This is a genomic window from Azohydromonas sp., from assembly GCF_035325925.1.
GTDB lineage: Bacteria > Pseudomonadota > Gammaproteobacteria > Burkholderiales > Burkholderiaceae_C > Calidifontimicrobium.
Genome location: NZ_DAOKZA010000021.1, coordinates 14,133 through 38,528, shown reverse-complemented (window position 1 = coordinate 38,528; position 24,396 = coordinate 14,133). Strand labels below are relative to the sequence as shown.

General features: G+C 73.3%; 20 protein-coding genes and 1 pseudogene. 11 read left to right on the top strand and 10 right to left on the bottom strand.

The window, feature by feature from the left end:
- Positions 1-31: 31 nt before the first annotated feature.
- Both PKC53_RS09890 and PKC53_RS09885 read right to left on the bottom strand, forming a co-directional pair.
- The gene (locus tag PKC53_RS09890; RefSeq protein WP_324428313.1) at positions 32-694 is read right to left on the bottom strand and encodes a lysoplasmalogenase; all 663 of its coding nucleotides are present in this window, start codon (positions 692-694) and stop codon (positions 32-34) included.
- Positions 695-778: 84 nt separating this feature from the next.
- Positions 779-1,297, bottom strand: coding sequence for a peptidylprolyl isomerase (locus tag PKC53_RS09885; RefSeq protein ID WP_324428312.1), 519 nt, complete (start codon positions 1,295-1,297; stop codon positions 779-781).
- A gap of 38 nt (positions 1,298-1,335) precedes the next feature.
- Between PKC53_RS09885 and PKC53_RS09880 the strand changes: the two genes are divergently transcribed.
- The 3 genes from PKC53_RS09880 (at position 1,336) to PKC53_RS09870 (ending at position 3,427) form a co-directional block, all read left to right on the top strand.
- Entirely contained in the window at positions 1,336-2,493 is a 1,158-nt protein-coding gene (locus PKC53_RS09880; RefSeq protein WP_324428311.1) for a cupin domain-containing protein, read from the top strand.
- Positions 2,490-2,981: a hypothetical protein gene (locus PKC53_RS09875; RefSeq protein WP_324428310.1), complete on the top strand. Its 492-nt coding sequence runs from the start codon at positions 2,490-2,492 to the stop codon at positions 2,979-2,981. Before PKC53_RS09880 ends, PKC53_RS09875 begins: the two co-directional genes overlap by 4 nt.
- A gap of 122 nt (positions 2,982-3,103) precedes the next feature.
- The gene (locus tag PKC53_RS09870; RefSeq protein ID WP_324428309.1) at positions 3,104-3,427 is read left to right on the top strand and encodes a hypothetical protein; all 324 of its coding nucleotides are present in this window, start codon (positions 3,104-3,106) and stop codon (positions 3,425-3,427) included.
- 120 nt (positions 3,428-3,547) lie between these two features.
- Here the strand turns inward: PKC53_RS09870 and PKC53_RS09865 are convergent, their stop codons facing one another.
- The 6 genes from PKC53_RS09865 to PKC53_RS09840 form a co-directional block, all read right to left on the bottom strand.
- Positions 3,548-4,324, bottom strand: a complete 777-nt coding sequence (locus tag PKC53_RS09865) for an MBL fold metallo-hydrolase (RefSeq protein WP_324428308.1) — start codon at positions 4,322-4,324, stop codon at positions 3,548-3,550.
- Between the two features lie 96 nt (positions 4,325-4,420).
- On the bottom strand, positions 4,421-5,578 hold the full coding sequence (gene bamC / locus PKC53_RS09860; RefSeq protein WP_324428307.1) for an outer membrane protein assembly factor BamC: 1,158 nt from the start codon (positions 5,576-5,578) through the stop codon (positions 4,421-4,423).
- Positions 5,579-5,664: 86 nt separating this feature from the next.
- Positions 5,665-6,546, bottom strand: a complete 882-nt coding sequence (gene dapA, locus PKC53_RS09855) for a 4-hydroxy-tetrahydrodipicolinate synthase (protein ID WP_324428306.1) — start codon at positions 6,544-6,546, stop codon at positions 5,665-5,667.
- 63 nt (positions 6,547-6,609) lie between these two features.
- Positions 6,610-7,161 carry a class I SAM-dependent methyltransferase gene (locus PKC53_RS09850; protein ID WP_324428305.1) on the bottom strand — a complete coding sequence of 184 codons (552 nt, stop codon included), beginning with the start codon at positions 7,159-7,161 and terminating at the stop codon, positions 6,610-6,612.
- A gap of 138 nt (positions 7,162-7,299) precedes the next feature.
- Complete coding sequence (locus tag PKC53_RS09845) at positions 7,300-7,422, bottom strand: hypothetical protein (protein WP_324428304.1); 123 nt, start codon at positions 7,420-7,422, stop codon at positions 7,300-7,302.
- 3 nt (positions 7,423-7,425) lie between these two features.
- Positions 7,426-8,655, bottom strand: a complete 1,230-nt coding sequence (locus PKC53_RS09840) for an MFS transporter (RefSeq protein ID WP_324428303.1) — start codon at positions 8,653-8,655, stop codon at positions 7,426-7,428.
- Positions 8,656-8,708: 53 nt separating this feature from the next.
- On the opposite strand from PKC53_RS09840, the gene PKC53_RS09835 reads away from it, so the two are divergent.
- The 3 genes from PKC53_RS09835 to parC all read left to right on the top strand — a co-directional run bounded on the left by PKC53_RS09835 (position 8,709) and on the right by parC (position 13,597).
- Positions 8,709-10,694, top strand: a complete 1,986-nt coding sequence (locus PKC53_RS09835) for a DNA topoisomerase IV subunit B (protein WP_324428302.1) — start codon at positions 8,709-8,711, stop codon at positions 10,692-10,694.
- Positions 10,687-11,226 (top strand): GNAT family protein, encoded by a 540-nt coding sequence (locus tag PKC53_RS09830; protein WP_324428301.1) that lies wholly within the window; start codon positions 10,687-10,689, stop codon positions 11,224-11,226. Before PKC53_RS09835 ends, PKC53_RS09830 begins: the two co-directional genes overlap by 8 nt.
- 76 nt (positions 11,227-11,302) lie before the next feature.
- Positions 11,303-13,597 (top strand): DNA topoisomerase IV subunit A, encoded by a 2,295-nt coding sequence (parC, locus tag PKC53_RS09825; protein WP_324428300.1) that lies wholly within the window; start codon positions 11,303-11,305, stop codon positions 13,595-13,597.
- 34 nt (positions 13,598-13,631) lie between these two features.
- On the opposite strand, the gene PKC53_RS09820 is transcribed toward parC, so the two are convergent.
- Together PKC53_RS09820 and PKC53_RS09815 are read right to left on the bottom strand one after the other, a co-directional pair.
- Positions 13,632-14,102 carry a disulfide bond formation protein B gene (locus PKC53_RS09820; protein ID WP_324428299.1) on the bottom strand — a complete coding sequence of 157 codons (471 nt, stop codon included), beginning with the start codon at positions 14,100-14,102 and terminating at the stop codon, positions 13,632-13,634.
- 5 nt (positions 14,103-14,107) lie between these two features.
- Positions 14,108-14,587, bottom strand: coding sequence for a RidA family protein (locus PKC53_RS09815; protein ID WP_324428298.1), 480 nt, complete (start codon positions 14,585-14,587; stop codon positions 14,108-14,110).
- Positions 14,588-14,644: 57 nt separating this feature from the next.
- On the opposite strand from PKC53_RS09815, the gene PKC53_RS09810 reads away from it, so the two are divergent.
- The 5 genes and pseudogenes from PKC53_RS09810 to PKC53_RS09790 all read left to right on the top strand — a co-directional run bounded on the left by PKC53_RS09810 (position 14,645) and on the right by PKC53_RS09790 (position 24,394).
- Complete coding sequence (locus PKC53_RS09810; RefSeq protein ID WP_324428297.1) at positions 14,645-17,062, top strand: DNA internalization-related competence protein ComEC/Rec2; 2,418 nt, start codon at positions 14,645-14,647, stop codon at positions 17,060-17,062.
- A gap of 138 nt (positions 17,063-17,200) precedes the next feature.
- Positions 17,201-20,219, top strand: a pseudogene (locus tag PKC53_RS09805) (transglutaminase family protein).
- A 36-nt stretch (positions 20,220-20,255) separates the two neighbouring features.
- On the top strand, positions 20,256-21,965 hold the full coding sequence (locus PKC53_RS09800; RefSeq protein WP_324428296.1) for a circularly permuted type 2 ATP-grasp protein: 1,710 nt from the start codon (positions 20,256-20,258) through the stop codon (positions 21,963-21,965).
- A gap of 28 nt (positions 21,966-21,993) precedes the next feature.
- Positions 21,994-23,430, top strand: coding sequence for a circularly permuted type 2 ATP-grasp protein (locus tag PKC53_RS09795; protein WP_324428295.1), 1,437 nt, complete (start codon positions 21,994-21,996; stop codon positions 23,428-23,430).
- Position 23,431: 1 nt separating this feature from the next.
- Positions 23,432-24,394 (top strand): alpha-E domain-containing protein, encoded by a 963-nt coding sequence (locus tag PKC53_RS09790; protein WP_324428294.1) that lies wholly within the window; start codon positions 23,432-23,434, stop codon positions 24,392-24,394.
- The last annotated feature ends 2 nt before the right edge of the window (positions 24,395-24,396 follow it).

The following is a 24,396-nucleotide window of genomic DNA, read 5'->3' as shown; positions in this document are numbered from 1 at the left end:
TTGTCGCCAGGCGCCGTGGCGCGTGGCGCGATCAGCCGCCGGTGCGTCGCGCCGGGGCGAGCCAGCTCGCGATGCACCACTGTGCGCTCCAGTAGGTCGCGAGGATCCACAGCGACGACATCGGCACCGCACTGGCGAAGCGGTTCGTCGCCAGCAGCGCGTCGGAGGCGACGAACAGCGCGCCGCCGAGCGCCAACACGCCTGCGCGTGGCGCGCCGACACGCCACAGCACCGCGGCCTGCGCCGCCATCGTGGCCAGCGCCACGACGTAGGCCAGCACCGGTGCGCGCAGTGCCGGCGGCACGTGCGGCCACAGCAGCGCGAGGATGCCTCCGGCCACCACCGCGTACACCACGAACGGCGCGACACGCGCGGCCAGCCGTGCCGTGCGGGTGAACGCCACCAGGTACGCCACGTGCGCGAGCAGGAACGCGACCAGCCCGGGCACGAAGCCGCGCGCCGGCCACAGCAGCGCGACGTCGCCGGCCAGCGACAGCACCAGTCCCGCGAGCACCCAGCGCCGCATCGCCGGCGCGTCGTGGCCGCGGCCGTGGGCGTAAGCGATCACCGCCAGCGTGGCCAGCGGCTTGAAGACGAAGTTCAGCCATGGCTGCCCCAGCGCCCAAGGCGCCGAGACGATGGCCAGCACGGCGGCGACGGCCGCGGTGGCAGCGAGGGCGGCCGTGCGGTTCATGGGCCGCGCTGCACGACGGCGCCGCGTCGTCGGGGCGTGCGCGGGGGGGCCTGGGCGGTCACGCCGGTGCGACCCGGTCCCGGATCAGTGCAGCGTCGAGCCGGCCACGGGCTGCAGCAGCGTCACCGCGGCGGCGCCGACGCTGCCGCACTCGACCTCGGCGGCGGTGGCTTCGCGCACGTCGCGCACCTTCAGGTGCAGGCGCAGCGCCATGCCGGCCAGCGGGTGGTTGCCGTCGAGCACGACGTGCGACGGGTAGACCTCGGTGACCGTGTACACGCGGTCGGCCGGCATGCCGGGCGTGGCCGCGCCGTCGGGCAGGCCCTCGAAGGCCATGCCGGCCTCGACGTTGCCGGGGAACAGCGACCGTTGCTCGAAGCACACGAGGCCCGGGTCGTAGTCGCCGAAGGCGTGCTCGGGCTCGAGGTGCAGCTGCGCCTCGTAGCCCGCCTCGTGGCCGAGCAGCGACTGCTCGACCATCGGCAGCAGGTCGTCGCCGCCGACGAAAAACTCGACGGGGTCGGCGAGTTCGTCCAGCGGCTCGTTCTGCGCGTTCGACAGCGTCCAGGTCAGGCTGACGACGCATGGGGCGGTGATGACCATCGCAGGATGATGTCACAAGCCGGCAGACAATCGGTCTGATGGCGACCCTCCCGATCGACAAGCCGGCCGCGCTGCTCGGCGGCCTGAGCCCGGCCGCGTTCATGCGCCGCCACTGGCAGAAGAGGCCGCTGCTGGTGCGCCAGGCGCTGCCCGGCGTCGGCGCGCCGGTCACGCGCGCCGAACTGTTCGCGCTGGCGGCGCGCGACGACGTCGAGTCGCGTCTGGTCGTGCGCGACGGTGCGCGTTGGACGCTGCGCCATGGCCCGCTGCCGCGCCGCGCGCTGCCACCGCTGGCGCGCGGCGGCTGGACCCTGCTCGTGCAGGGGCTGGACACCCAGGTCGACGCCGCGCACGCGCTGCTGGCGCGCTTTCGCTTCGTGCCGCAGGCGCGGCTCGACGACCTGATGATCTCCTACGCCACCGACGGCGGCGGCGTCGGCGCGCACGTCGACTCGTACGACGTGTTCCTGGTCCAGGTGCACGGGCGGCGGCGCTGGCGCTGGGGCCGCGTCGACGACGCGTCGCTCGTGCCCGGCGTGCCGCTGAAGGTCCTGCGACGCTTCGCGCCCGCGCACGAGGCGCTGCTCGAGCCCGGCGACGTGCTGTACCTGCCACCCGGATGGGCTCACGATGGCGTCGCGGTCGGCGAGTGCATGACCTGTTCGGTCGGCTTTCGCGCCCCACGCCACGGCGAGTTGGTGCACGAACTGCTGCTGCGCCTGGCCGACGGCGTCGCCGACGACGAGCGGCTGTACCGAGATCCGTCGCAGCCGGCCACCTCGACGCCGGCGCAGGTGCCGGCGGCATTGGCAGCGCACGCGCGCGAGTTGCTGCGCCGCGCGCTGGCCGATGAGCGCGCGTTCGAAGCCGCGCTCGGTGCGTGGCTGACCGAGCCGAAGCCGCAGGTCTGGTTCGAGCCCGGTGCGCGCTGGCGCCGCGGCCAGGGCCTGTGCCTGGACCGGCGCACGCGCATGCTGTACGACCGCCACCACGTGTTCGTCAACGGCGAAGCATTCCGCGCCGCAGGCCGCGACGCGGCGCTGCTGCGCCGGCTCGCCGACCGCGGCGTGCTCGGTGTCGCCGAGGCCGCGCAGCTGTCGGCGCCGGCGCGCACGCTGCTGGCCGCATGGGTCGACGCCGGCTGGCTGGCACCCTGCGACGCCAGCGACTGCGAACCCCCTGGAGACCCCCCATGAGCGATACCTCCGACACCCGCATCGACGGTCGATCGTCGTTCAACGACGCGGTGATCGCGCTGGCCTCGTCGCCCGATGCGACACGCGGCCCAGCGCAGTGGTGGTGGTGCGACCCCGACTTCGCCGACTGGCCGCTCGACGACCCGGCGCTGATCGCCGCGCTGGATGCATGGCTCGAGCGCCCCGGGCGCGAGCTGACGCTGCTGGCCTGCGGGTTCGACGAGCTGGTGCGGCGTCGTCCGCGCTTCGTCGCCTGGCGCCGCTACCAGGCGCACCGCGTGCTCGGCCGCGAGGTCGCGATCGACGCGGCGCAGATGCCGACGCTGTTCGTCGCGCAACCGCCGCACGCGCTCGAACTGCTCGACCGCGTGCGCTGGCGCGGGGTGAAGATCGGCGACGCCGACGACTGGCGTCAACGCCGCGAACTGGTCGATGCGTTGATGCAACAGTCGTCGCCGTCCTTTGCGGCGACGACTCTGGGACTCTAGGGTTTCCCCGGGTCTTCAGTAGAATGGGCATCAGCACGGGGACGTGCGGGTGGCGCCGTGCGCTGCCATGCCCGGTGCCGGTCCCATCCATCACACACCGTCAGAACATTTCGAGGACATCGATGAACAAGTCGCTCCTTTGGGCATCCCTGGTTGCTGCCGTGGCGCTGAGCGCCTGCGGCAAGAAGGAAGAAGCGCCCGCCCCCGCACCGGCGCCCGTGGCCGCCCCCGCGCCGGTCGCCGAGGCGGCGTCGCAGGCTGCGGCCGCCGCGTCGGAAGCGGTGGCGGCGGCCTCGGAGGCCGTCGGTGCCGCGGCCAGCGCGGCCAGCGAAGCGGCGGCGGCCACCGCCGACGCGGCCAAGCAGGCGGCGGACCAGGCGATGGGCGCGGCCAAGGACGCCGCCAACAAGGCGCTCGACGCCGCTTCGTCGGCCGTCAACAAGTAAGGTCCAGGGCGCGGGCGTTCAGGCGTCCGCGCACGCACCGCCGCGCGTTCCGGCGCGGTTGCCGCGTGATCGCACCCAAGCCACCCGCCGGGTGGCTTGTTGCTTTGGGGCGCACGGTCGTCAGCCGAGGTCGAGCCAGTCGCAGCCCTGGGCGGCATCGGCAACGACGACCTCGCTCGCCGGCGCGCCCAGCGCCGTGGCGAGCGCCGCGGCGGCGATCTCCGGCCGGTTGTTCTGCCGGCTCAGGTGTGCTGCGACGACATGGCGCAGCGCGCGGTGCGCGACGCGCCGCAGCAAGTCGGCGGCCTGCTCGTTGGCCAGGTGACCGTGGTCGCCGCCGACGCGGCGCTTCAGGAACGCCGGGTACGGTCCCTGCGCGAGCATCCCGCGGTCGTGGTTGCACTCGAGCAGCAACGCGTCGCAACCCGCCAGCCGTCGCGCGATCTCGTCGTCGGCGTGCCCGAGGTCGGTCAGCAGCCCCAGGCGTCGCCAGCCGTCGCTGCAGGTCAGTTGCAGCGGTTCGCTCGCGTCGTGCGGCACAGTGAACGGTCGCAGCTCGAGCGCGCCGACGGCGATCGCCATGCCGTCGCGTGCGTGGCGCAGCGACGCCGGCGCGTCGACGTCGCCGAGCGCGGCCCAGGTGCCTTCGCTGATCCACAGCGCGGTGCCGTGGCGACGCGCCAGCGCGAGTGCGCAGCCGACGTGGTCGCCGTGCTCGTGGGTCACGAACACCGCGTCGATCGACTCGACGCTCACGCCTCGGCGCGCCAGCCGCCGCGCGAGCTCGCGCAGCGAGAAGCCGCAGTCGACGAGCACGCGCGTCGTGCGCGTGCCGTCGCCGGCTTCGATCAGCGTCGCGTTGCCGCTGCTGCCGCTGCCCAGGCTGCAGAAGCGCATCGCGCGGCCCGGCTCAACGCGCAGCGTCGACAGCGCTCACCTGCGGCACGCGCCCGCCCGCCCGGCCGCAGGCCGCGCCGAAGCCGCCGGGGTGGCTCACTTCAGGTCTTCGACCAGCACCGCGACGATGCGCTGCCCGACCTCGCCGGCCTCGGGCGCACCCGCGGCGTCGAGCACCGACACCGTGGTGCGGTCGCTGCCGTCGCCCTTGACCGCGATGCGGTAGCGCGCCGGCCCGCTCGGGCCGTCGCCGCCGCGGCCGAACAGCCGGCTGAGGAAGCCGGGCTCTGCCTTCGCGGCGTCCTTGGGGTCGACGTAGCGCACGAAGTACAGGCCGCCGGCACGGTCGCGGTCCTCGACGGTGAATCCGGCGCGGTCGAGTGCGACGCCGACGCGGCGCCACGCGCGGTCGAACGGCTCGTCGACCTGCAGCGTCGCGCCGCCCTGGCCGGTGAGCACGCGCGCGCGTTCGGGGCGCTGCGGTGCCTCGGCGACGGCGGCGCGCGCCTGCGGCTCGCTGCCGCCGAGAGCGACCATCAGTCGGGCGATGAAGTCGGCCTCGAGCTGCGGGTCGCTGGGGCGCGTCGTCCACTTCGTCTGGTCGCGCTCGGGCGTGGTGAACACCTCGACCATCCCGCGATGGCTGATGTAGACCTCGCTGCCGCCGTCGGGCGCGCGCTCGATGCGGGTGCGGAACTTGTCGCGTTCGCCGGTCGAGTACAGCACGTCGAGCACGCGCCCGATCGTGTTGCGGATGATGTCGGTCGGGATCTTCGCGCGGTTCTCGGCCCACTCGGTTTCCATCACGCCGGCGTCGGCGTTCTGGTAGGCGATCGCGAAGCCGCGCTCCTCCCAGAACGTCTTCAAGCGCGGCCACAGCACCTCGGGCGGCAGCTTCGTCACCAGCCAGCGCTGGTCGCCGCTGCGCTCGACGCGCAGTTCGCCACGCTGCTGCACCGCCACCGTCGCCGGCCCGCCCGCGGCGACCGGTGACGTCACCGCGGCCGCCGCCGCCGACTGGTAGGTGCTGGCCGTCACGCTGCCCGCCTGCGGCTGGTAGCGCGCGTCGCGCGTGAGCTGCGTCAGGTCGGGAGGCACCTCGAGCGGGGTCGTCTTCACCGCCTTGCTGCGGTAATCGATGCGGTCGCCGCCGAGCAGGTCGCTGGTGGCCGAGCACGCGGCGAGCGACAGCGCGGCGATGGCCAGTGGGATCGAGCGCAGCGAAGGCAGGTGGCGGGGCTTGTCGTGGGGCATGGGGGCGGGGTTGGCCGGGAAGCGGCGATCGTCAGGAGCCGGGAGGCGGCGGTGCGCGGCAGCGATGCGACCGCCGGCCCCGCGGGTCACAGCAGGCCGCCGTCGCGCAGCGCGCGCTCGACCAGCGGCTGGGCGGCGTCGGTCAGCGGCACCAGCGGCAGGCGCAGCACGCCGCCGCAGCGCCCCAGCCGCGCCAACGCCCACTTGACCGGCACCGGGTTGGGTTCGACGAACAGTTGCTTGTGCAGCGGCAGCAGCTTGAGGTGGATCTCGGCGGCGCGCTTCGCGTCGCCGGCCATCGCCGCGGCGCACAGCTCGTGCATCGCGCGCGGCGCGACGTTCGCCGTGACGCTGATGTTGCCGTGGCCGCCGAGCAGCATCAGCGCCACCGCGGTCGGGTCGTCGCCGGAGTAGATCGCGAAGCCCTTCGGCGCCTCGCGGATCAGCCACGCCGCACGCGCGATGTCGCCGGTGGCCTCCTTGATGCCGACGATGCCGGGCACCTGTGCCAGCCGCAGCACGGTGTCGTGCTGCAGGTCGGCCACCGTGCGCCCGGGCACGTTGTACAGCACGACCGGCAGGTCGGCTGCCTCGGCGACCGCGCGGAAGTGCCGATACATGCCTTCCTGCGTCGGCTTGTTGTAGTACGGCACGACCTGCAGCGTGCAGTCGGCGCCGACCTGCTGCGCGTAGCGGGTCAGCTCGATCGCCTCGGCGGTCGAGTTGCCGCCGGTGCCGGCCATGATCGGCACGCGCCCGGCGGCGTGCTCGACGGCGACCCGCACCACCTCGCAGTGCTCCTCGACGTCGAGCGTCGGCGACTCGCCGGTGGTGCCGACGACGGCGATGCAGGCCGTGCCCTCGGCGACGTGCCAGTCGATCAGGCGACGCAGCGCGTCGTGGTCGACGCGCCCGTCGTCGTGCATCGGCGTCACCAGCGCGACGATGCTTCCGGTGATCGGTTTCATCGTGGGTCCTCGAAAAGCGGCATTCTAGCGAGCGGGTCCGGGCCGCCGGCCCGCTGCGCACGCCTACAGCGGGTAACGCACCGGCGTCGCGTCCGGTGCACCTTCGCGCGCTGCGGCGATGCGCTGCACGAAACGCGGCGGGTCGTCGACGAAGCCGTCTTCGTAGGCGATCACGCGCAGATCCGCGGCGGCCTGCAGCAACTCCCCGGGGCGCAACAGGAAGTCGGGGTTGGCCGGCCGGCCGACGGTCTCGTTGCCGACGGCGAAGGTCTCGTAGATCAGCACGCCACCAGCGGCGACGCTGGCGACGACGGTCGGCAGCAGTGCCCGCCACAGGTAGTTCGTGACGACGACCGCGTCGAAGGCCTCGCCGGGCAGCGGCCAGCCGTCGGCTTCGATGTCGGCGACGACCACGCGGGCGAGGCCGTGCAGCGGCCCGAGCGCCGCGGCGTCGCGGTCGATGCCGGTGACGGCACACCCGCGCCCGGCGAACCAGCGGACGTGGCGGCCACCGCCGCAGGCCACGTCGAGCACGCGCGCCCCTGCGGGCACGAGCACGCTCCACCGGCGCACCCATGGCGAGACCGTGTCGCGCAACCCTGGGCCCGCACGCATCTCAGCGGCCCGCGTTGCCGAACGGCAGGCCGGCGGCACGATGCCGGCGGCTTGCGGTGGCTGCTGTGGATTCGGCCATGCCGGGCTGCAGGCGGCGCCCCCCGGCGCGAGTCGGGCCGACGACGCTGCAGGGCGGGGTCAGAAGCACGACCAGAGGAAGTCGCTGACGTCGCGCATCAGGTCGGGGCGCAGGTACGCGCCGAACACCGCGGCGAGCACTGCCAGCACCACAGCCCAGGCCAGCGCACGTCTCAGCGCCATCGCTCAGGCTCCGGCCCGCGCCGGCCGCGCGATGGCCTGCTCGCGGATCGGCAGGTTCACCGCCGCGGCCATCACGCCGAGCGCGATCGCGATCCACCAGACGACGTCGTAGCTGCCGGTGCGGTCGTACAGCAGGCCGCCGAGCCACACGCCGAGGAACGAGCCAACCTGGTGACTGAGGAACACGAAGCCGCCGAGCATCGACAGGTACTGCACGCCGAAGATCTGCGCCACCACCGCGTTCGTCGGCGGCACCGTCGACAGCCACAGCAGCCCCATCACGGCGGCGAACACGTACACGCTCCACGGCGTCAGCGGCAGCGCGAGGAACGCGACGATCGCCACCGAGCGCAGCAGGTAGATCGACGCGAGGATGTACCTCTTCGCCAGCTTCTGGCCGAGCACGCCGGCGGCGTAGGTGCCGAACACGTTGAACAGGCCGATCAGCGCCAGCGCCACCGTGGCCACCTGCGGCGACAGCCCCTGGTCCTTCAGGTAGCTCGGCAGGTGCACGCCGATGAACACCACCTGGAAGCCGCAGACGAAGTAGCCGGCCATCAGCAGCCGGAAGCTCGGGTACGCGAAGGCCTCGCGCACCGCCGCGCCGATCGTCTGCACCGGGCCGCTGTGCGCGGCCACCTGAGGTTCGCGCAGCCCGAGCGCGAGCGGCGCGATCGCCAGCGCCGCGCAGCCGAGGATGAACAGCGCCGACTGCCAGCCGAGGCCGGCGATCAGCCAGTTCTCGACCGGCACCATCAGGAACTGGCCGAACGAGCCGGCGGCGGCGGCCACGCCCATCGCCCACGACCGCTTCGCCGGATCGACCTGGCGGCCGATCACGCCGTAGATCACCGCGTAGGTCGTGCCCGCCTGGGCCATGCCCAGCAGCACGCCGGCGCTGCCGGTGAAGGCCAGCCCGGACGTCGCCATCGCCATCAGCACGAGGCCGAGCGCGTACAGCACGCCGCCGGCCGCGAGCACGCGGAAGGCGCCGAAGCGGTCGGCGAGCATGCCGGCGAACGGCCCGGCGAGGCCCCAGGCGAGGTTCTGCACCGCCAGCGCGAAGGCGAAGGTCTCGCGCGTCCACCCGCGCTCCATCGTGATCGGCTGCAGCCACAGGCCGAAGCCGTGGCGGATGCCCATGCTCAGCGTGACGATCGCGGCGCCGCACCACAGCACCTGCGCCATCGACAGCCGCGGCGCGGCACCCGTCGTGCCCGGGTTTGTACTCATGCCAGCATTGTCCAGGAATCGGGCGCGCGCTGCCGGCTTCCTAGAATGCCGCGATGCCCAGCAGCAAGACCCCCCGCTACGAGGAAGCCTCGATCCGCGTGCTCAAGGGCCTCGAGCCCGTGAAGCAGCGCCCGGGCATGTATACGCGCACCGACAACCCGCTGCACGTCGTGCAGGAGGTCATCGACAACGCCGCCGACGAGGCGCTCGCCGGCTTCGGCAAGCGCATCGGCGTGACGCTGCACGCCGACGGCTCGGTCAGCGTCGACGACGACGGGCGCGGCATCCCGTTCGGGTTGCACCCCGACGAAGGCGTGCCGGTGGTCGAGATCGTGTTCACGCGGCTGCACGCCGGCGGCAAGTTCGACAAGGGCGCCGGCGGCGCGTACAGCTTCTCCGGCGGCCTGCACGGCGTCGGCGTCAGCGTGACCAATGCGCTGGCGAAGAAGCTGCAGGTCACGGTGTGGCGCGACGCCGAGGTGGCGACGATCGGCTTCGCCGGCGGCGACGTCGCGCAGCCGCTCGGCAGGCGCAGGGCGCAGCCCGGCGAGCGAAGGCACGGCACGCAGGTGCGCGTGTGGCCTGACCCGAAGTACTTTGACGGCGTCGAGCTGCCGAAGCACGAGCTGACGCACCTGCTGCGCAGCAAGGCGGTGCTGATGCCGGGCGTGACGGTGACGCTGAGCGTCGAGAAGAGCGGCCAGAAGGAGCCCGAGGTTCAGACCTGGCTGTACAAGGGCGGCCTGCGCGACTACCTGCTGCAGTCGCTGCCGGCCGAGCCGCTGATCCCGCTGTTCGAGGGCGAGCACTACGCCGGGGAGGGCGAGACCGAGAACTTCGCCGAAGGCGAGGGCGCCGCGTGGTGCGTCGCCTTCACCGACGAGGGCGCGGTGCTGCGCGAGAGCTACGTCAACCTGATCCCCACGGTGGCCGGTGGCACGCACGAGGCGGGCCTGAAGGACGGCCTGTTCGCCGCCGTCAAGGGCTTCATCGAGATGCACGCGCTGCTGCCCAAGGGCGTCAAGCTGATGAGCGACGACGTGTTCTCGCGCGCCAGCTTCGTGCTGTCGGCCAAGGTGCTCGACCCGCAGTTCCAGGGCCAGATCAAGGAGCGGCTGAACAGCCGCGACGCGCTGCGGCTGGTGTCGAGCTACGTGCGCCCGGCGCTCGAGCTGTGGCTGAACCAGCACGTCGAGGTCGGCAGGAAACTGGCCGAACTCGTGATCCGCCAGGCGCAGGTGCGCCAGCGTGCGGCGCAGAAGGTCGAGAAGAAGAAGGGCTCGGGCGTGGCCGTGCTGCCGGGCAAGCTCACCGACTGCGAGAGCCGCGACCTGAGCCGCAACGAGGTGTTCCTCGTCGAGGGCGACAGCGCCGGCGGCAGCGCGAAGATGGGACGCGACAAGGAGACACAGGCGGTGCTGCCGCTGCGCGGCAAGGTGCTCAACGCCTGGGAGGTCGAGCGCGACCTGCTGTTCCGCAACAACGAGATCCACGACATCGCGGTGGCGATTGGCGTCGACCCGCACGGGCCGAACGACGCGCCCGACCTGTCGGGGCTGCGCTACGGCAAGGTGTGCATCTTGAGCGACGCCGACGTCGACGGCTCGCACATCCAGGTGCTGCTGCTGACGCTGTTCTTCCGCCACTTCCCGACGCTCGTCGAACGCGGGCACGTGTACATCGCGCGCCCGCCGCTGTACCGCGTCGACGCGCCGGCGCGCGGCAGGAAACCGGCGGCGAAGATCTACGCGCTCGACGACGGCGAGCTCGAGGCGGCGCTCGACAAGCTGCGCAAGGAAGGCGCAAGGGACGGCAGCTGGACGATCAGCCGCTTCAAGGGCCTCGGCGAGATGAACGCCGAGCAGCTGTGGGAGACCACGCTGAACCCCGACACGCGGCGGCTGCTGCCGGTGTCGTTCGCGGCGCTCGGCTTCGACGCGACGGTGAAGTCGCTGAACCGGCTGATGGGCAAGGGCGAGGCGGCGGCGCGGCGCGAGCTGATGGAACTGCGCGGCGACGCGGTCGAAGTCGATGTCTGAGGCCCTGCTGCGCGTGCGGCTGCGCCCGACGATGCTGTCGGACCTGGACTTCGTGCACCAGGTCGAGGTCGACAGCCACAACCTGCCGTTCATCACGCCGTGGGAACGCACGCAGCACGAGGGTGCGGTGCGCTTTCCGGACTTCCGCCACTTCATCGTCGAGTGCGGCGAACACTTCGCCAGCGCCGGCTTCGTGATCCTGCAGGGCTGCCGCAGCCCGCACCGCTCGGTCGAGCTCAAGCGCATCGTGCTGCAGCCCAAGGGCCTGGGCTACGGCCGCGCCTGCGTGCGCCTGCTCAAGCGCATCGCGTTCCGCGACCTGCACGCGCACCGCTTCTGGCTCGACGTGAAGAGCCTGAACCGGCGTGCGCTCGCGCTGTACGCCAGCGAGGGTTTCGTCGAGGAGGGGCGGCTGCGCGAGAGCGTGCGCGTGTCGTCGGACCTCGCCGACGGCTACGACACGCTGGTCGTGATGAGCATGCTCGACCGCGAGTACGAGGCGCGCGTCGCGCTCGGCGACGAAGACGGCTGAGCGCCACGCGCGCGCGGCCTGGCCGACAATCCCGGCCCCGGTGTGCACCCGGTGACCACCGACCCCCCTTGCGACGATGAACGATCTCTTCTCCGCTGCCGCCGCGTCGGACGACGACGCGCTCGCGCTGGCCGACTACGCCGAGCGCGCGTACCTGGAATACGCGCTCAGCGTGGTCAAGGGCCGCGCGCTGCCCGACGTCTGCGACGGCCAGAAGCCGGTGCAGCGCCGCATCCTGTATTCGATGCAGCGCATGGGGCTGGCGGCCAACGCCAAGCCCGTCAAGAGCGCGCGCGTGGTCGGCGACGTGCTCGGCAAGTTCCACCCGCACGGCGACACCGCCGCCTACGACGCGCTGGTGCGCATGGCGCAGGGCTTCAGCCTGCGCTACCCGCTGATCGACGGCCAGGGCAACTTCGGCAGCCGCGACGGCGACGGCGCCGCGGCGATGCGCTACACCGAGGCGCGACTGAGCGCCATCGCGCGGCTGCTGCTCGACGAGATCGACGAAGGCACGGTCGACTTCCAGCCCAACTACGACGGCTCGACCGACGAGCCGAAGCTGCTGCCGGCGCGGCTGCCGTTCGTGCTGCTCAACGGCGCCAGCGGCATCGCGGTCGGTCTGGCCACCGAGATCCCCAGCCACAACCTGCGCGAGGTCGCCGCCGCGGCGGTCGCGCTGATCCGCGACGAGAAGCTCGCCGACGACGAGCTGTTCGCGTTGCTGCCCGGCCCCGACTACCCCGGCGGCGGGCAGATCATCAGCGCCGACGCCGACATCCGCGACGCCTACGCCGGCGGCCGCGGCAGCCTGAAGGTGCGCGCGCGTTGGACGATCGAGGACCTCGCGCGCGGGCAGTGGCAGCTCGTCGTCACCGAGCTGCCGCCGGGCACCAGCGCGGCGAAGGTGCTCGAGGAGATCGAGGAGCTGACCAACCCGAAGGTCAAGGCGGGCAAGAAGGCGCTCGGCGCCGACCAGCTGCAGCTCAAGCAGACCGTGCTCGCGGTGCTCGACGCGGTGCGCGACGAGTCGAGCAAGGACGCGCCGGTGCGCCTGGTGTTCGAGCCGAAGAGCCGCAGCGTCGAGCCGCAGTCGCTCGTCAACACGCTGCTCGCGCACACCAGCCTCGAGACGAGCGCACCGATCAACCTGACGATGGTCGGCGCCGACGGCCGCCCGACGCTCAAGGGCCTGCGCCAGGTGCTCGTCGAGTGGATCGGTTTTCGCCGCGACACGGTGCAGCGCCGAACGCGCCACCGGCTGGCCAGGGTGCTCGACCGCATCCACGTGCTCGAGGGCCGGCAGCTGGTGCTGCTGAACATCGACGAGGTGATCCGCATCATCCGCGAGTCGGACGAGCCCAAGCCGGCGCTGATCGCCGCCTTCGAGCTGAGCGACCGGCAGGCCGAGGACATCCTCGAGATCCGGCTGCGCCAGCTGGCGCGGCTCGAGGCGATCCGCATCGAGCAGGAACTCAAGGACCTGCGCGGCGAGCAGGGCAGGCTCGAGGAGATCCTGGGCAGCGCGGCCGCGCTCAAGCGCACGCTGATCCGCGAGATCGAGGCCGACGCGAAGCAGTTCGGCGATGCGCGGCGCACGCTGATCCAGGCCGACAGGCGTGCCGTGGCCGAGGTGCGCGTGGTCGACGAGCCGGTGACGGTGGTCGTCAGCCGCAAGGGCTGGGTGCGCGCGCTCAAGGGCCACGAGGTCGACGTCGCGACGCTGGGCTTCAAGGCCGGCGACGCGCTGTACGGCGTCTTCGCGTGCCGCAGCGTCGATGTGCTGATCGTGTTCGGCAGCAACGGGCGCGTGTACACGGTCGCGGTGGCCAACCTGCCCGGCGGGCGCGGCGACGGCGCGCCGATCACGACGCTGATCGACCTCGAAGCCGGCACGCAGCCGGCGCACTACGTCGCCGGCGCCCCGGACACCACGCTGCTGCTCGCCGGCAGCGGCGGCTTCGGGCTGCTCGCGCGCATCGGCGACCTGACCAGCCGCCCGCGCGGGGGCAAGACCTTCCTCAGCGTCGACGCCGGCGAGCAGGTGCTCGCGCCGGCCGTCGTGCAGCCCTCGCACGACCGCGTCGCGTGCCTGGCCGGCGACGGCCGGCTGCTGGTGTTCGGCCGCGACGAGCTCAAGCTGCAGCCCAACGGCGGGCGCGGTCTGACGCTGATGGACGTCGACGCGAAGGCGCCGCTGCAGGCGGTCGCGACCTGCGCCGACGCGCTCGCGGTGCAAGGCAGCGGCCGGGGCGGCAAGGCGCGCGAGGCGGTGCTGCGCGGCGCCGCACTGGCGTCGCACCAGGGGCGGCGCGCGCGCAAGGGACACAAGGTCGACGGGTTCGCGAAGGTGACGCACGTCGCCGGGTAGACCCGCCCGGCGGACGGCGCGCGCCGTCGATGCGTCAGCCCCGGCGCAGCAGTGCGATCGACCCGGCGCCGATCAGCAGGAACAGCGCCAGGCTGTAGAACTCGTACGGCACGCCGAGCAGGTCGACCGCGGCGTCGATGCAGCTGGCGCGCGCCTGGAACACGTCGGGCAGCCAGCCGTCGAGGCCGGTGGCGGCGATGAAGCGTTCTGGGAACGTGAAGGCGCACGACTCGCTCTTCGCCGCGACCTGGTTCTGGTAGACCGCCGACGCGACGCCGCCGGCGGCCAGCGCCAGCGTGAGCAGCGCCGCCGCCGCGCGCCCGGCGCGGCCGGTCCACAGCAGCCCGAGCACGCAGGCCGCGGCGATCGCGACGAACACCAGCCGCTGCAGCACGCACCACGGGCACGGCTGCATGTCGTACACATGCTGCGACACCAGCGCGGCGCCGACCGCGGCCACGCTCAGCAGCGCACCGACGGCGAAACCGGCTCGCGGCGACGGCATCGTGTTCAGCGCAGCTCGGCGATCAGCTCGATCTCGACGCACGCGCCCATCGGCAGCTGTGCCACGCCGAACGCGCTGCGCGCATGCGCGCCGGCATCGGCGAACACCTGTGCGAGCAGTTCGGAGCAGCCGTTGGTCACCAGGTGCTGCTCGGTGTAGGTCGGCGTGCTGTTGACCAGGCCGAGCACCTTGACGATGCGCGCGACGCGGTCGAGGTCGCCGTCGACCGCGGCGGCGAGCGTGCCCATCAGGTCGATCGCGACCGCGCGCGCCGCCGCCCGGCCCTCGTCGGTGCCCATCGTCAGGCCGAGCTGCCCGACCCAGGGCTTGCCGTCGCGGCGCGCGATGTGGCCGGAGACGAACACCAGCGAACCGCTGCGCACGAACGGCACGTACGCCGCGGCTGGCACCGCCAGCGGCGGCAGCGTGATGCCCAGCGAGCGCAGGCGGGCGGCGACGGAGGGGGTGGCGGTCGGGTCGGCCATGGTCTGGCCCCTGTCGGAGGGGGGTCTGGCGGAAGGCGCGAATCCTACACTGGCCCGATGCAGGCCCTGCGCGGCGACGCCCCGGGCGGCGGCACGCTCGCCGCGCTGGCGTTCGCTTGGCTGGCCGGGATCGGCGTGCAGTTGCAGCAGCGCGAGCTGGCCGACTCCGCGACGCTCGCCGCGCTGCTCGGCGCGGCGCTGGCGGGCATCGCCACGGCGGCGCTGGCGCGCCGTCGCGCGTGGCGCGGGCTGGCACTGCCCGCGGTGGCCGCGCTGGGCTTCGCCTGGGCCAGCACGCTCGCCGCGCAACGGCTGCAAGAGGCGCTGCCTGAGTCGCTCGAGGGGCAGGACCTCGAACTCGTCGGCGTCGTCGCGAGTCTGCCGCGGCAGGTCAGCGCCGGCGTGCGCTTCACGTTCGAGGTCGAGCGCGCGCATCGTCACGGCTGCCCGGTGGACGTGCCGCGGCGCGTGTCGCTGGGCTGGTACGGCGACCGCGCGCAGGGCTCGACGGCGGGCCCGGGGTCCGACCTCGAGGCCGGGCAGCGCTGGCGGCTGACCGCGCGGCTGCGCGCGCCGCACGGGCAGGTCAACCCGCACGGGTTCGACTTCGAGCTGTGGCTGTTCGAGCGCGGCGTGCGCGCCACCGGCTACGTGCGCGACGGCGCCGCCGCGCCGCCGCCGGTGCGGCTCGCGTCGCGCGTCGGCCAGCGCGTCGAGCGCTGGCGTCAGCGCGTGCGCGATGCGGTGTTCGCGCGCGTCGCGGACGACCCGCGCGCCGCCGGCGTGCTGGCCGGCCTGTCGGTGGGCGACCAGGCGGCGATCGACCGCAGCGACTGGGACGTGTTCCGCGCCACCGGCACCGCGCACCTGGTGGCGATCAGCGGACTGCACGTCACGATGTTCGCCTGGGGCGCCGGCGCGCTGGTGGCCGCCGCCTGGCGGCGCAGCGCGCGGCTGGTGCTGTGGCTGCCTGCGCCGACCGCGGCGCGCTGGGGCGGTGTCGGCGCGGCCGCGGCCTACGCGCTGCTCGCCGGCTGGGGCGTGCCGGCGCAGCGCACCGTGTGGATGCTGGTCACCGCAGCGGCACTGGCCAGCCTCGGGCGGCAATGGCCCTGGCCGCTGGTGCTGCTCGCCGCCGCGGTGGCCGTCAGCGCCGTCGACCCCTGGGCGCTGCTGCAACCGGGGTTCTGGCTGTCGTTCGTCGCCGTCGGGCTGCTGATGGGGTCGCAGCCGGCGGCGGCGTCAAACGACAGGGTGGCGTCGCGCGCCGCACGGCTGTGGCGCGCGGTGCGCGGCGCGCTGCGAACGCAGGTCGTCGCGACCGTCGGGCTGGCCCCGCTGACGCTGGTGCTGTTCCAGCAGGTGTCGCTGGTGGGTTTCGTCGCCAACCTGGTCGCGATCCCCGTCGTCACGCTGGTCGTCACGCCGCTGGCGCTGCTCGGCGCCATCGTGCCTGCGGCGTGGGACCTGGGCGCCGTCGTCGTCGGCGCGCTGTCCATCGCGCTGGGATCGCTGGCGGCGTGGCCGGCGGCGGTGCACGTCGCCGCCGCGGCACCCTGGTGGACGCAGCTTGCGGGGTTGCTGGCGGCAGCGCTGCTGATCGCGCCGCTGCCTTGGCGCTTGCGCGCGCTGGCGTTGCCGCTGGTGCTGCCGTTGCTGTGGCCTGCGGTCGAGCGACCGCCGCACGGGCGCTACGAACTGCTGGTCGCCGACGTCGGGCAGGGCAGCGCGGTGCTGCTGCGCACCGCGCGCCACGCCTTGCTGTACGACGCCGGGCCGCAGTACTCGCGCGACAGCGACGCCGGGCAGCGTGTGCTGGTGCCACTGCTGCGTTCACTCGGTGTGCGGCGGCTCGACGCGCTCGTGCTCAGCCACCGCGACACCGACCACGTCGGCGGCGCCGCAGCGGTGCTCGCGGCGCTGCCGGTGCGGCGCGTGATCGGCGCCGTGCCCGAGGGCGCCGCGGTGCCCGTCGCCGCGGCGGCGCGCCGCTGCGAGGCCGGCGAGCGCTGGCGCTGGGACGGCGTCGAGTTCGAGCTGCTGCACCCGCCGGCCGACGACCACACGCGCGGGCTCAGGCCCAACGCGCTGAGCTGCGTGCTGCGTGTGGTCGACGAGCGCGGCCGCGCCGTGCTGCTCGCCGGCGACATCGAGGCGGCGCAGGAGGCGGCGCTGGTGCGTCGCGTCGGCGAACGCCTGCGCAGCGACGGGTTGCTGGTGCCGCACCACGGCAGCCGAACGTCGTCGAGCGCCCTGTTCCTGGACGCCGTCGCGCCGCGGGTGGCCTGGGTGCAGGCCGGGTACCGCAACCGCTTCGGCCACCCGGCCGACGAGGTGCTGCAGCGCTACGCCGAACGCGGCATCGAGGTCGTGCGCAGCGACCGCTGTGGCGCCTGGCGCTGGCGTGGAGCCGACGACACGGTGCCGACCTGCGAGCGCGATCGCGCGCGACGATACTGGCATCGCCGGTTCTGACGCGACGCGACGCGACGCGACGTCGCACCGCACCGCACCGCACCGCACCGCACCGCACCGCACCGGTGCGCGCCGGCAGGCGCGGGGCAGTGGCCCGGAGGTTGCTGCGAACCTTCGATTCCTTCCGGGGGGACGCCGGTGGCCATCCACGTCGCACTGAACCACGTCACGCGGTACTGCTACGACCGGCGCGTCTCGCTGTCGCCGCGCGTCGTGCGCCTGCGCCCGGCGCCGCACAGCCGCACGCCAGTGCTCGCGTACTCGATGCGCATCGAGCCGGTGGAGCACTTCGTCAACTGGCAGCAGGACCCGTTTGCCGACTACCTCGCGCGGCGAGTGTTCCCCGCGACGACGACGCAGTTGCGCATCACCGTCGACCTCGTCGCCGAGATGTCGATCCATAACCCGTTCGACATGTTTTACTCGACCCCGACTTCGAGCAAGTGCCGTTCGAGTACGCGGCCGGGCTGAAGCACGACCTGCTGCCGTACCTGGCCACGGGGCCGCCGACACCGCGCTTCCAGGCGTTCCTGCGCACGGTTCCGCGCGAGCGCCGGCGCGGCATCGACTTCCTCGTCGGCCTGAACCAGCGGCTGCTGCGCGAGATCGCGTACCTGATCCGGATGCAGCCGGGTGTGCAGACGCCCGAGACGACGCTCCAGAACGGGTGCGGCTCGTGCCGCGCACCGGCTGGCTGCTGGTGCAACTGCTGCGCTACCTCGGGCTCGCGGCGCGATTCGTCTGCGGCTAGCTCGTCCAGCTCGAGCCGGACGGCAGGGTCATCGACGGCCCGAGCGGCGCCGAGGTCGAGTTCGAGCACCGCATGGCGGTCACGCGCATCCACGAGTCGCCGCGCGTGACGCGGACGTACGGCGACGCGCAGTGGCAGCGCATCCTGAACCTGGGCGACGAGCTGCGCGACCGCTACGGCAGCGGCGGCTTCCTGCGCTTCGTCCAGGGCACGTGGTACCCCGGCGAGCAGCTGCCCCGCTGGGCGCTGACGGTGGCATGGCGCGACGACGGGCAGCCCTGCTGGCACGCCCTGACGCTGTTTGCCGACGAGCGCGAGCCGCCGCGCGTCACGGACGCCGATGCGAGGCGGTTCATCGCGGCGCCGGCCACGCGCCTCGGACTGGACCGCAGGCACGTGACGCCGGGCCACGAGGAAGCCGGGTACTTCCTGTGGCGCGAGCGAAGGCTGCCGGTCAACGTCGACCCGTTCGACTCGAAGCTCGACGACGAGCTCGAACGCGCGCGGCTGCGCCGCGTGATCGACCAGAGGCTGGACCACGTCGGCTACGTGTTGCTGCTCGAGCGCGGGTGGCAGGCGGGGCCTCGGGGCCGAAGTGGATCAGCGGGCGCTGGTTCGTTCGCGACGAGCGGCTGTACCCGACCCCCGGCGACTCGCCGATCGGCTGCGGCCTGCCGCTGGACTCGCTGCCGACCGTCAAGGCCGGCGAGACCGCGTTGCACCTCGAGCACGACGCGTTCGCGCCCCGCGGCGATGGCGCGCCGTGGTCCGCGGGCGCCGGCCACGTGCCGGTGACGCCGCACCTGCGCGCCGACGTGCCGCCGCAGCGCGGCGAAAGCGCGCCCTGGATCGTGCGCACGGCGCTGTGCGTCGAGATGCGCGACCCGCAGCGCATGAACGGGCCGAAAGCCGGGGCGCAGCACGGCGGCCGATCGATCGGCGACGGCGGCGTGCTGCCCGTGTTCATGCCGTCGCAGGTGCACCTCGAGGACCACCTCGCTCTGGCCGGCACGGTCGAGGCCACGGCGGCCGAGCTGGGCCTGAAGATCGTGTTCGAGGGCGACCCGCCGCCGCGCGACCCGCGGCTGAAGGTGCTGCAGGTCACGCCCGACCCGGGCGTGATCGACGTCAACATCCACCCGGCATCGAACTGGGACGAACCCGTCGACCACACCGAGTTCGTCTACGAGGCTGCGCACCGGACCCGGCTTGGCACCGGGAAGTTCATGCTCGACGGTCGCCACACCGGCACCGGCGGCGGCAGCCACTTCGCGCTCGGCGGCGCGGCGCCGGCCGACAGCCCGTTCCTGCGCCGCCCCGCCCTGCTCGCCAGCCTGCTCGGCTTGTGGCACAACCACTCGAGCCTGAACTGCCTGTTCTCGGGCCTGTTCGTCGGGCCGACGAGCCAGAGCCCGTGCTTCGACGAGGCGCGCGACGACCAGGTCTACGAGGTCGAGATCGCGCTGAACGAGATCGAGCGCCAGGCGGGCCAGTGCCGCCGGGCGGCGGGCGACGCCGAGGCGGGCGTGCCGCCGTGGCTGGTGGACCGCACGCTGCGCCACCTGCCGATCGACGTCACCGGCAACACGCATCGCACCGAGTTCTGCATCGACAAGCAGTCCTCGCCCGACGGCGCCACCGGGCGGCTCGGGCTGCTCGAGCTGCGCGCCCTCGTCGCGTGGTTCTGGCGCCAGCCGTACACCGCGGCCGGCGCGACGCGGCTCGCGCGTTGGGGCACGGCGCTGCACGACCGCTTCGTGCTGCCTACCTTCGTGCAGATGGACCTCGACGACGTGGTCGCCGAGCTGGCGCGGGCCGGCTTCGGGTTCGGCGCGCAGTGGTTCGCGCCGCACTTCGAGTTCCGCTTCCCGCCGATCGGCGAGATCGCCGTCGCCGGCCTCGGGCTGAGCCTGCGCAGCGCGCTCGAGCCTTGGCACGCGATGGGCGAGGAAGGTGCCGTCGGCGGCACGGTGGGCTACGTCGACTCGTCGCTCGAGCGACTCGAGGTCAAGGTCACGGGCCGCAACGGCAGCCGCCACGCGGTCACCGTCAACGGCCGTGCACTGCCGCTGCGGCGCACGGGCCACTTCGGCGAGTCCGTCTGCGGCGTGCGCCGCCACGCGTGGCAGCCGCCTTCGGCGCTGCACCCGACGATCGGCGTGCACGCGCCGCTGACGTTCGACGTCGTCGACAACTGGCCGCGGCGCTCGCTCGGCGGCTGCCGCCACCACGTCGCCCACCCCGGCGGGCGCAACGACGACAGCTTCCCGGCCAACGCCCACGAGGCCGAGAGCCCGCGGCTGGCGCGCTTCTTCCGCTTCGGCCAAACGCCGGGGGGCGATGCAGGTGGCGCCCGCGGCCGCGAGCCGGGAATTCCCGTTCACGCTCGACCTGCGCCTCGGCTAAGGTGGCCCGCATGCCGTCGACCGCGTCCGCACCACCATGACCGCGTTCTGTCCGACGTTGCCCGAGGCGCCGGGCGCGCGCGTCCTCGCGGCCCTGCTGCGCACCGACCGCGACGCCGGCGCGCACGACGAACTGCACGGCGCCGACGGCCGGCTGCGGCCCAGCTGGCAGCGCTTGTTCGCGACGCTGCCGGCCGACGTGGCCGACGCGCGCGCCGAGATCGACGCGCGCGCGCGCCAACTCGCCGAGGAGGTCCACGCCGACGGCATCACGCACAACGTGCACGGCGGCACCGGCACGCGCGGGCCGGCGCGGCTGTGGCCGCTCGAGGCGCTGCCGCTGATCGTCGAGCCCGGCGACTGGGTGGCGATCGAACGCGGCGTGGTGCAGCGCGCGCGGCTGCTCGACGCGACGATGGCCGACCTGTACGGGCCGCAGCGCCTGCTGCACGACGCGTTGCCGCCGGCGACACTGCCGTACCGGCGCCCCGGCTACCTGCGCGCGCTGCACGGCACCGTGTCGCCGGGCGGTCTGCACCTGCACATCGTCGCCTTCGACCTGGCGCGCGGGCCCGACGGCCACTGGTGGGTGGTCGCGCAATGCTGCGAAGACCCCTCGGGGCAGGGTCACGTGCTGCACAACCGGCTGATCGTCTCGCGGCTGTTCCCCGACGCGTTTCGCGAGCTGCGCGTGCAGCAGATCACGTCGGCCTACCGCCGGCTGCTCGACACCGTCGAGGCGCAGGCCGCCGAGGTCGCCGCAGCCGGGTCGCCGCGCATCGCGCTGCCGACCGCAGGCCCTTACAGCGAGACCTGTGACGAGCATGCGCTGCTGGCGCGCTACCTCGGCGTGCCAGTGGTCGAGGGCGACGACCTGACGGTGCGCGACGACCGCGTGTTCCTGAAGACCGTCGGGGGGCTGGAGCCGGTGCACGCGCTACTGGGCCGCCTCGACGACGCGTGGTGCGACCCGCTCGAGCTGCGCGCCGACTCGACGCTGGGAGTGCCCGGGCTGCTGGAGGCCGTGCGTGCCGGGCGTGTCGTCGTCGCCAACGCGCTGGGCAGCGCGTGTCTCGAGACGCCGGCGCTGCAGGGCATCCTGCCGGCGGTGTCGCGAGCGCTGCTCGGCGAGGACCTGGCGACGCCCTCGCTGCCGACCTGGTGGTGCGGCGAGGCCGCCGCCGCGTGGCACGCCTGGATGCGCTGCGCGACCACGCGCTGGCGTCGCTCACCGCGGGGCGCCCGGCGGCCGAGGCGGCGCGCGCTGATGCGCCGCGTGCACGCCGACATCGCCTACGTCGCCGCCAGCACCCGCGTCGACACGCCGCTGGCGCAGGTCTGGCGCGAGCGCCGCGGCGTGTGCCAGGACTTCGCGCACCTGCCGATCGGCGCGTTGCGCATGCTGGGGCTGGCGGCGCGCTACGTCAGCGGCGACCTGCTGACGCAGCCGCCGCCCGGCGAGGCGGCGCTGGTCGGCGCCGACGCGTCGCACGCCTGGGTGCCGCTGTGGTGCCCGCACGCCGATGGTGCGCGCGACTGGCTCGAACTCGACCCGACCAACGAACGCGTCCCCGATCTGGATCACGTGCGCCTCGCGGTGGGGCGCGACTTCGGCGACGTCACGCCGCTCAAGGGCGTGATCCGCGGCGGCGGCGCCCAGGACCTGGCGGAGCGCGTGACGACCCGCCGGCTCGACGCCGGCGTCCGTGATGCCTGCGCCCCAGCGTGGGGCACGCAAGTTGCTTGATCGCCCTGGCACGACGGAGCTGTCGACGATGACTGCCGCTTACGACGAGATGCACGACGCCGCGGGCGGCGTGCGCGAGCACTACCGCGCCTTCGCGCAGTGGCTGCAGCAGCAGCCGCACGAGGCGATGGCCGCCCGGCGCGAGGAGGCCGAGGTGATCTTCCGGCGCGTGGGCATCACCTTCGCCGTCTACGGCGAGAAGGACGAGGACGGTGCCGGCACCGAGCGGCTGATCCCGTTCGACCTGATCCCGCGCATCATCCCCAGCGCCGAGTGGCGCGAGATCGAGCGCGGGCTGCGCCAGCGCGTGGCCGCGCTCAACCGTTTCGTCGACGACGTCTACCACGACCAGGAGATCCTGAAGGCCGGCGTCGTGCCCGGCGAGCCGGTGCTCGCCAACGCGCAGTTCCGCCGCGAGATGACGGGCGTCGACGTGCCCGGCGGCGTGTACGCGCACGTCGCCGGCATCGACATCGTGCGCGCCGCCAACGCCGACGGCAGCGCCACCACCTACGTGCTCGAGGACAACCTGCGCGTGCCGTCGGGCGTGAGCTACATGCTCGAGAACCGCAAGATGACGATGCGGCTGTTCCCCGAGCTGTTCGCGTCGCACCGCATCGCGCCGGTGGCGCACTACCCGGACCTGCTGCTCGACACGTTGCGCGCGGTGGCGCCGGCCGGCGTCAACGAGCCGACGGTGGTGGTGCTCACGCCCGGCATGTACAACAGTGCGTACTTCGAGCACGCGTTCCTCGCGCAGCAGATGGGCGTCGAGCTGGTCGAGGGACAGGACCTGTTCGTGCGCGACGGCTTCGTCTACATGCGCACGACGCAGGGCCCGCGGCGCGTCGACGTGGTCTACCGGCGCGTCGACGACGACTTTCTCGACCCCGCCGCGTTCCGCGCCGACAGCACGCTGGGCTGCGCCGGCCTGCTCGACGTCTACCGGCGCGGCAACATCAACCTGGCCAACGCGATCGGCACCGGGGTCGCCGACGACAAGTCGATCTACCCGTACGTGCCGAAGATGATCGAGTTCTACCTCGGCGAGAAGCCGATCCTGGCCAACGTGCCGACCTGGCTGTGCCGCGAGAGCGAGCACCTGAAGTACGTGCTCGACCACCTCGAAGAACTGGTCGTCAAGGAGGTGCACGGCGCCGGCGGCTACGGCATGCTGGTCGGGCCGGCGGCGACCCGCGCCGAGATCGCCGCGTTCCGCCGCGCGCTCGAGGCGCACCCGCAGCACTACGTCGCCCAGCCGACGCTCGCGCTGTCGAGCTGCCCGACCTTCGTCGACGCCGGCATCGCGCCGCGCCACATCGACCTGCGCCCGTTCGTGCTGTCGGGCCAGAGCGTGCAGATGGTGCCCGGCGGGCTGACGCGCGTGGCGCTGAAGGCCGGGTCGCTGGTCGTCAACTCGTCGCAGGGCGGCGGCACGAAGGACACCTGGGTGCTGGAGGACTGACGTGCTGTCACGAACCGCCGACCACCTGTTCTGGATGGCGCGCTACATGGAGCGTGCCGAGAACACCGCGCGCATGCTCGACGTCAACTACCAGATGTCGCTGCTGCCGCAGTCGGCCGACAAGGCCGAGCAGGGCTGGCGCGGGCTGCTGTCGATCTCCGAGCTGACCGGCGGCTTTCGCGAGCGCTACGGCGAGGTCGCGCCGACGAACCTCATGCGCTTCATGGTGCGCGACGAGGCCAACCCGTCGAGCATCGCCTCGTGCCTGCGCGCCGCGCGCGAGAACGCGCGCGCGGTGCGCGGCACGCTGACCACCGAGGTCTGGGAGACGATCAACCAGACCTGGCTCGAATTCAACCGCATGCTGCGCACCGCCGGCCTCGAGCGCGACCCCGGCGCGATCTTCGAGTGGGTGAAGTTCCGCTCGCACCTGACGCGCGGCACGCAGGTGGGCACGATGCTGATGGACGAGTCGCTGCACTTCGTGCGCATCGGCACCTTCCTGGAGCGCGCCGACAACACCGCGCGGCTGCTCGACGTGAAGTTCCAGGGTCGCGCCAGCGAGTTCTTCGGCGTGGGTCCGGCGCACCCGGCGCAGGAGGTGGACTTCTACCACTGGAGCGCGATCCTGCGTTCGGTCTCGGGTTTCGAGGTCTACCGCAAGGTGTACCGCAACGTGATCCGCCCCGACAAGGTCGCCGAGCTGCTGATCCTGCGCGCCGACATGCCGCGCTCGCTGGCGGCGAGCATGAACGAGGTCGTCGGCAACCTGCGGCTGGTGGCCAACGAGCACAGCCACGAGACGCTGCGCCGCGCCGGCCGGCTGCAGGCCGACCTGCAGTACGGGCGCATCGACGAGATCCTGGCCACCGGCCTGCACGCGTACCTGACGCAGTTCCTCGATCGCGTCAACGACGTCGGCGCGGGCATCGGCCGCGACTTCCTCGTGCCGGTGGCGGCGTAGGC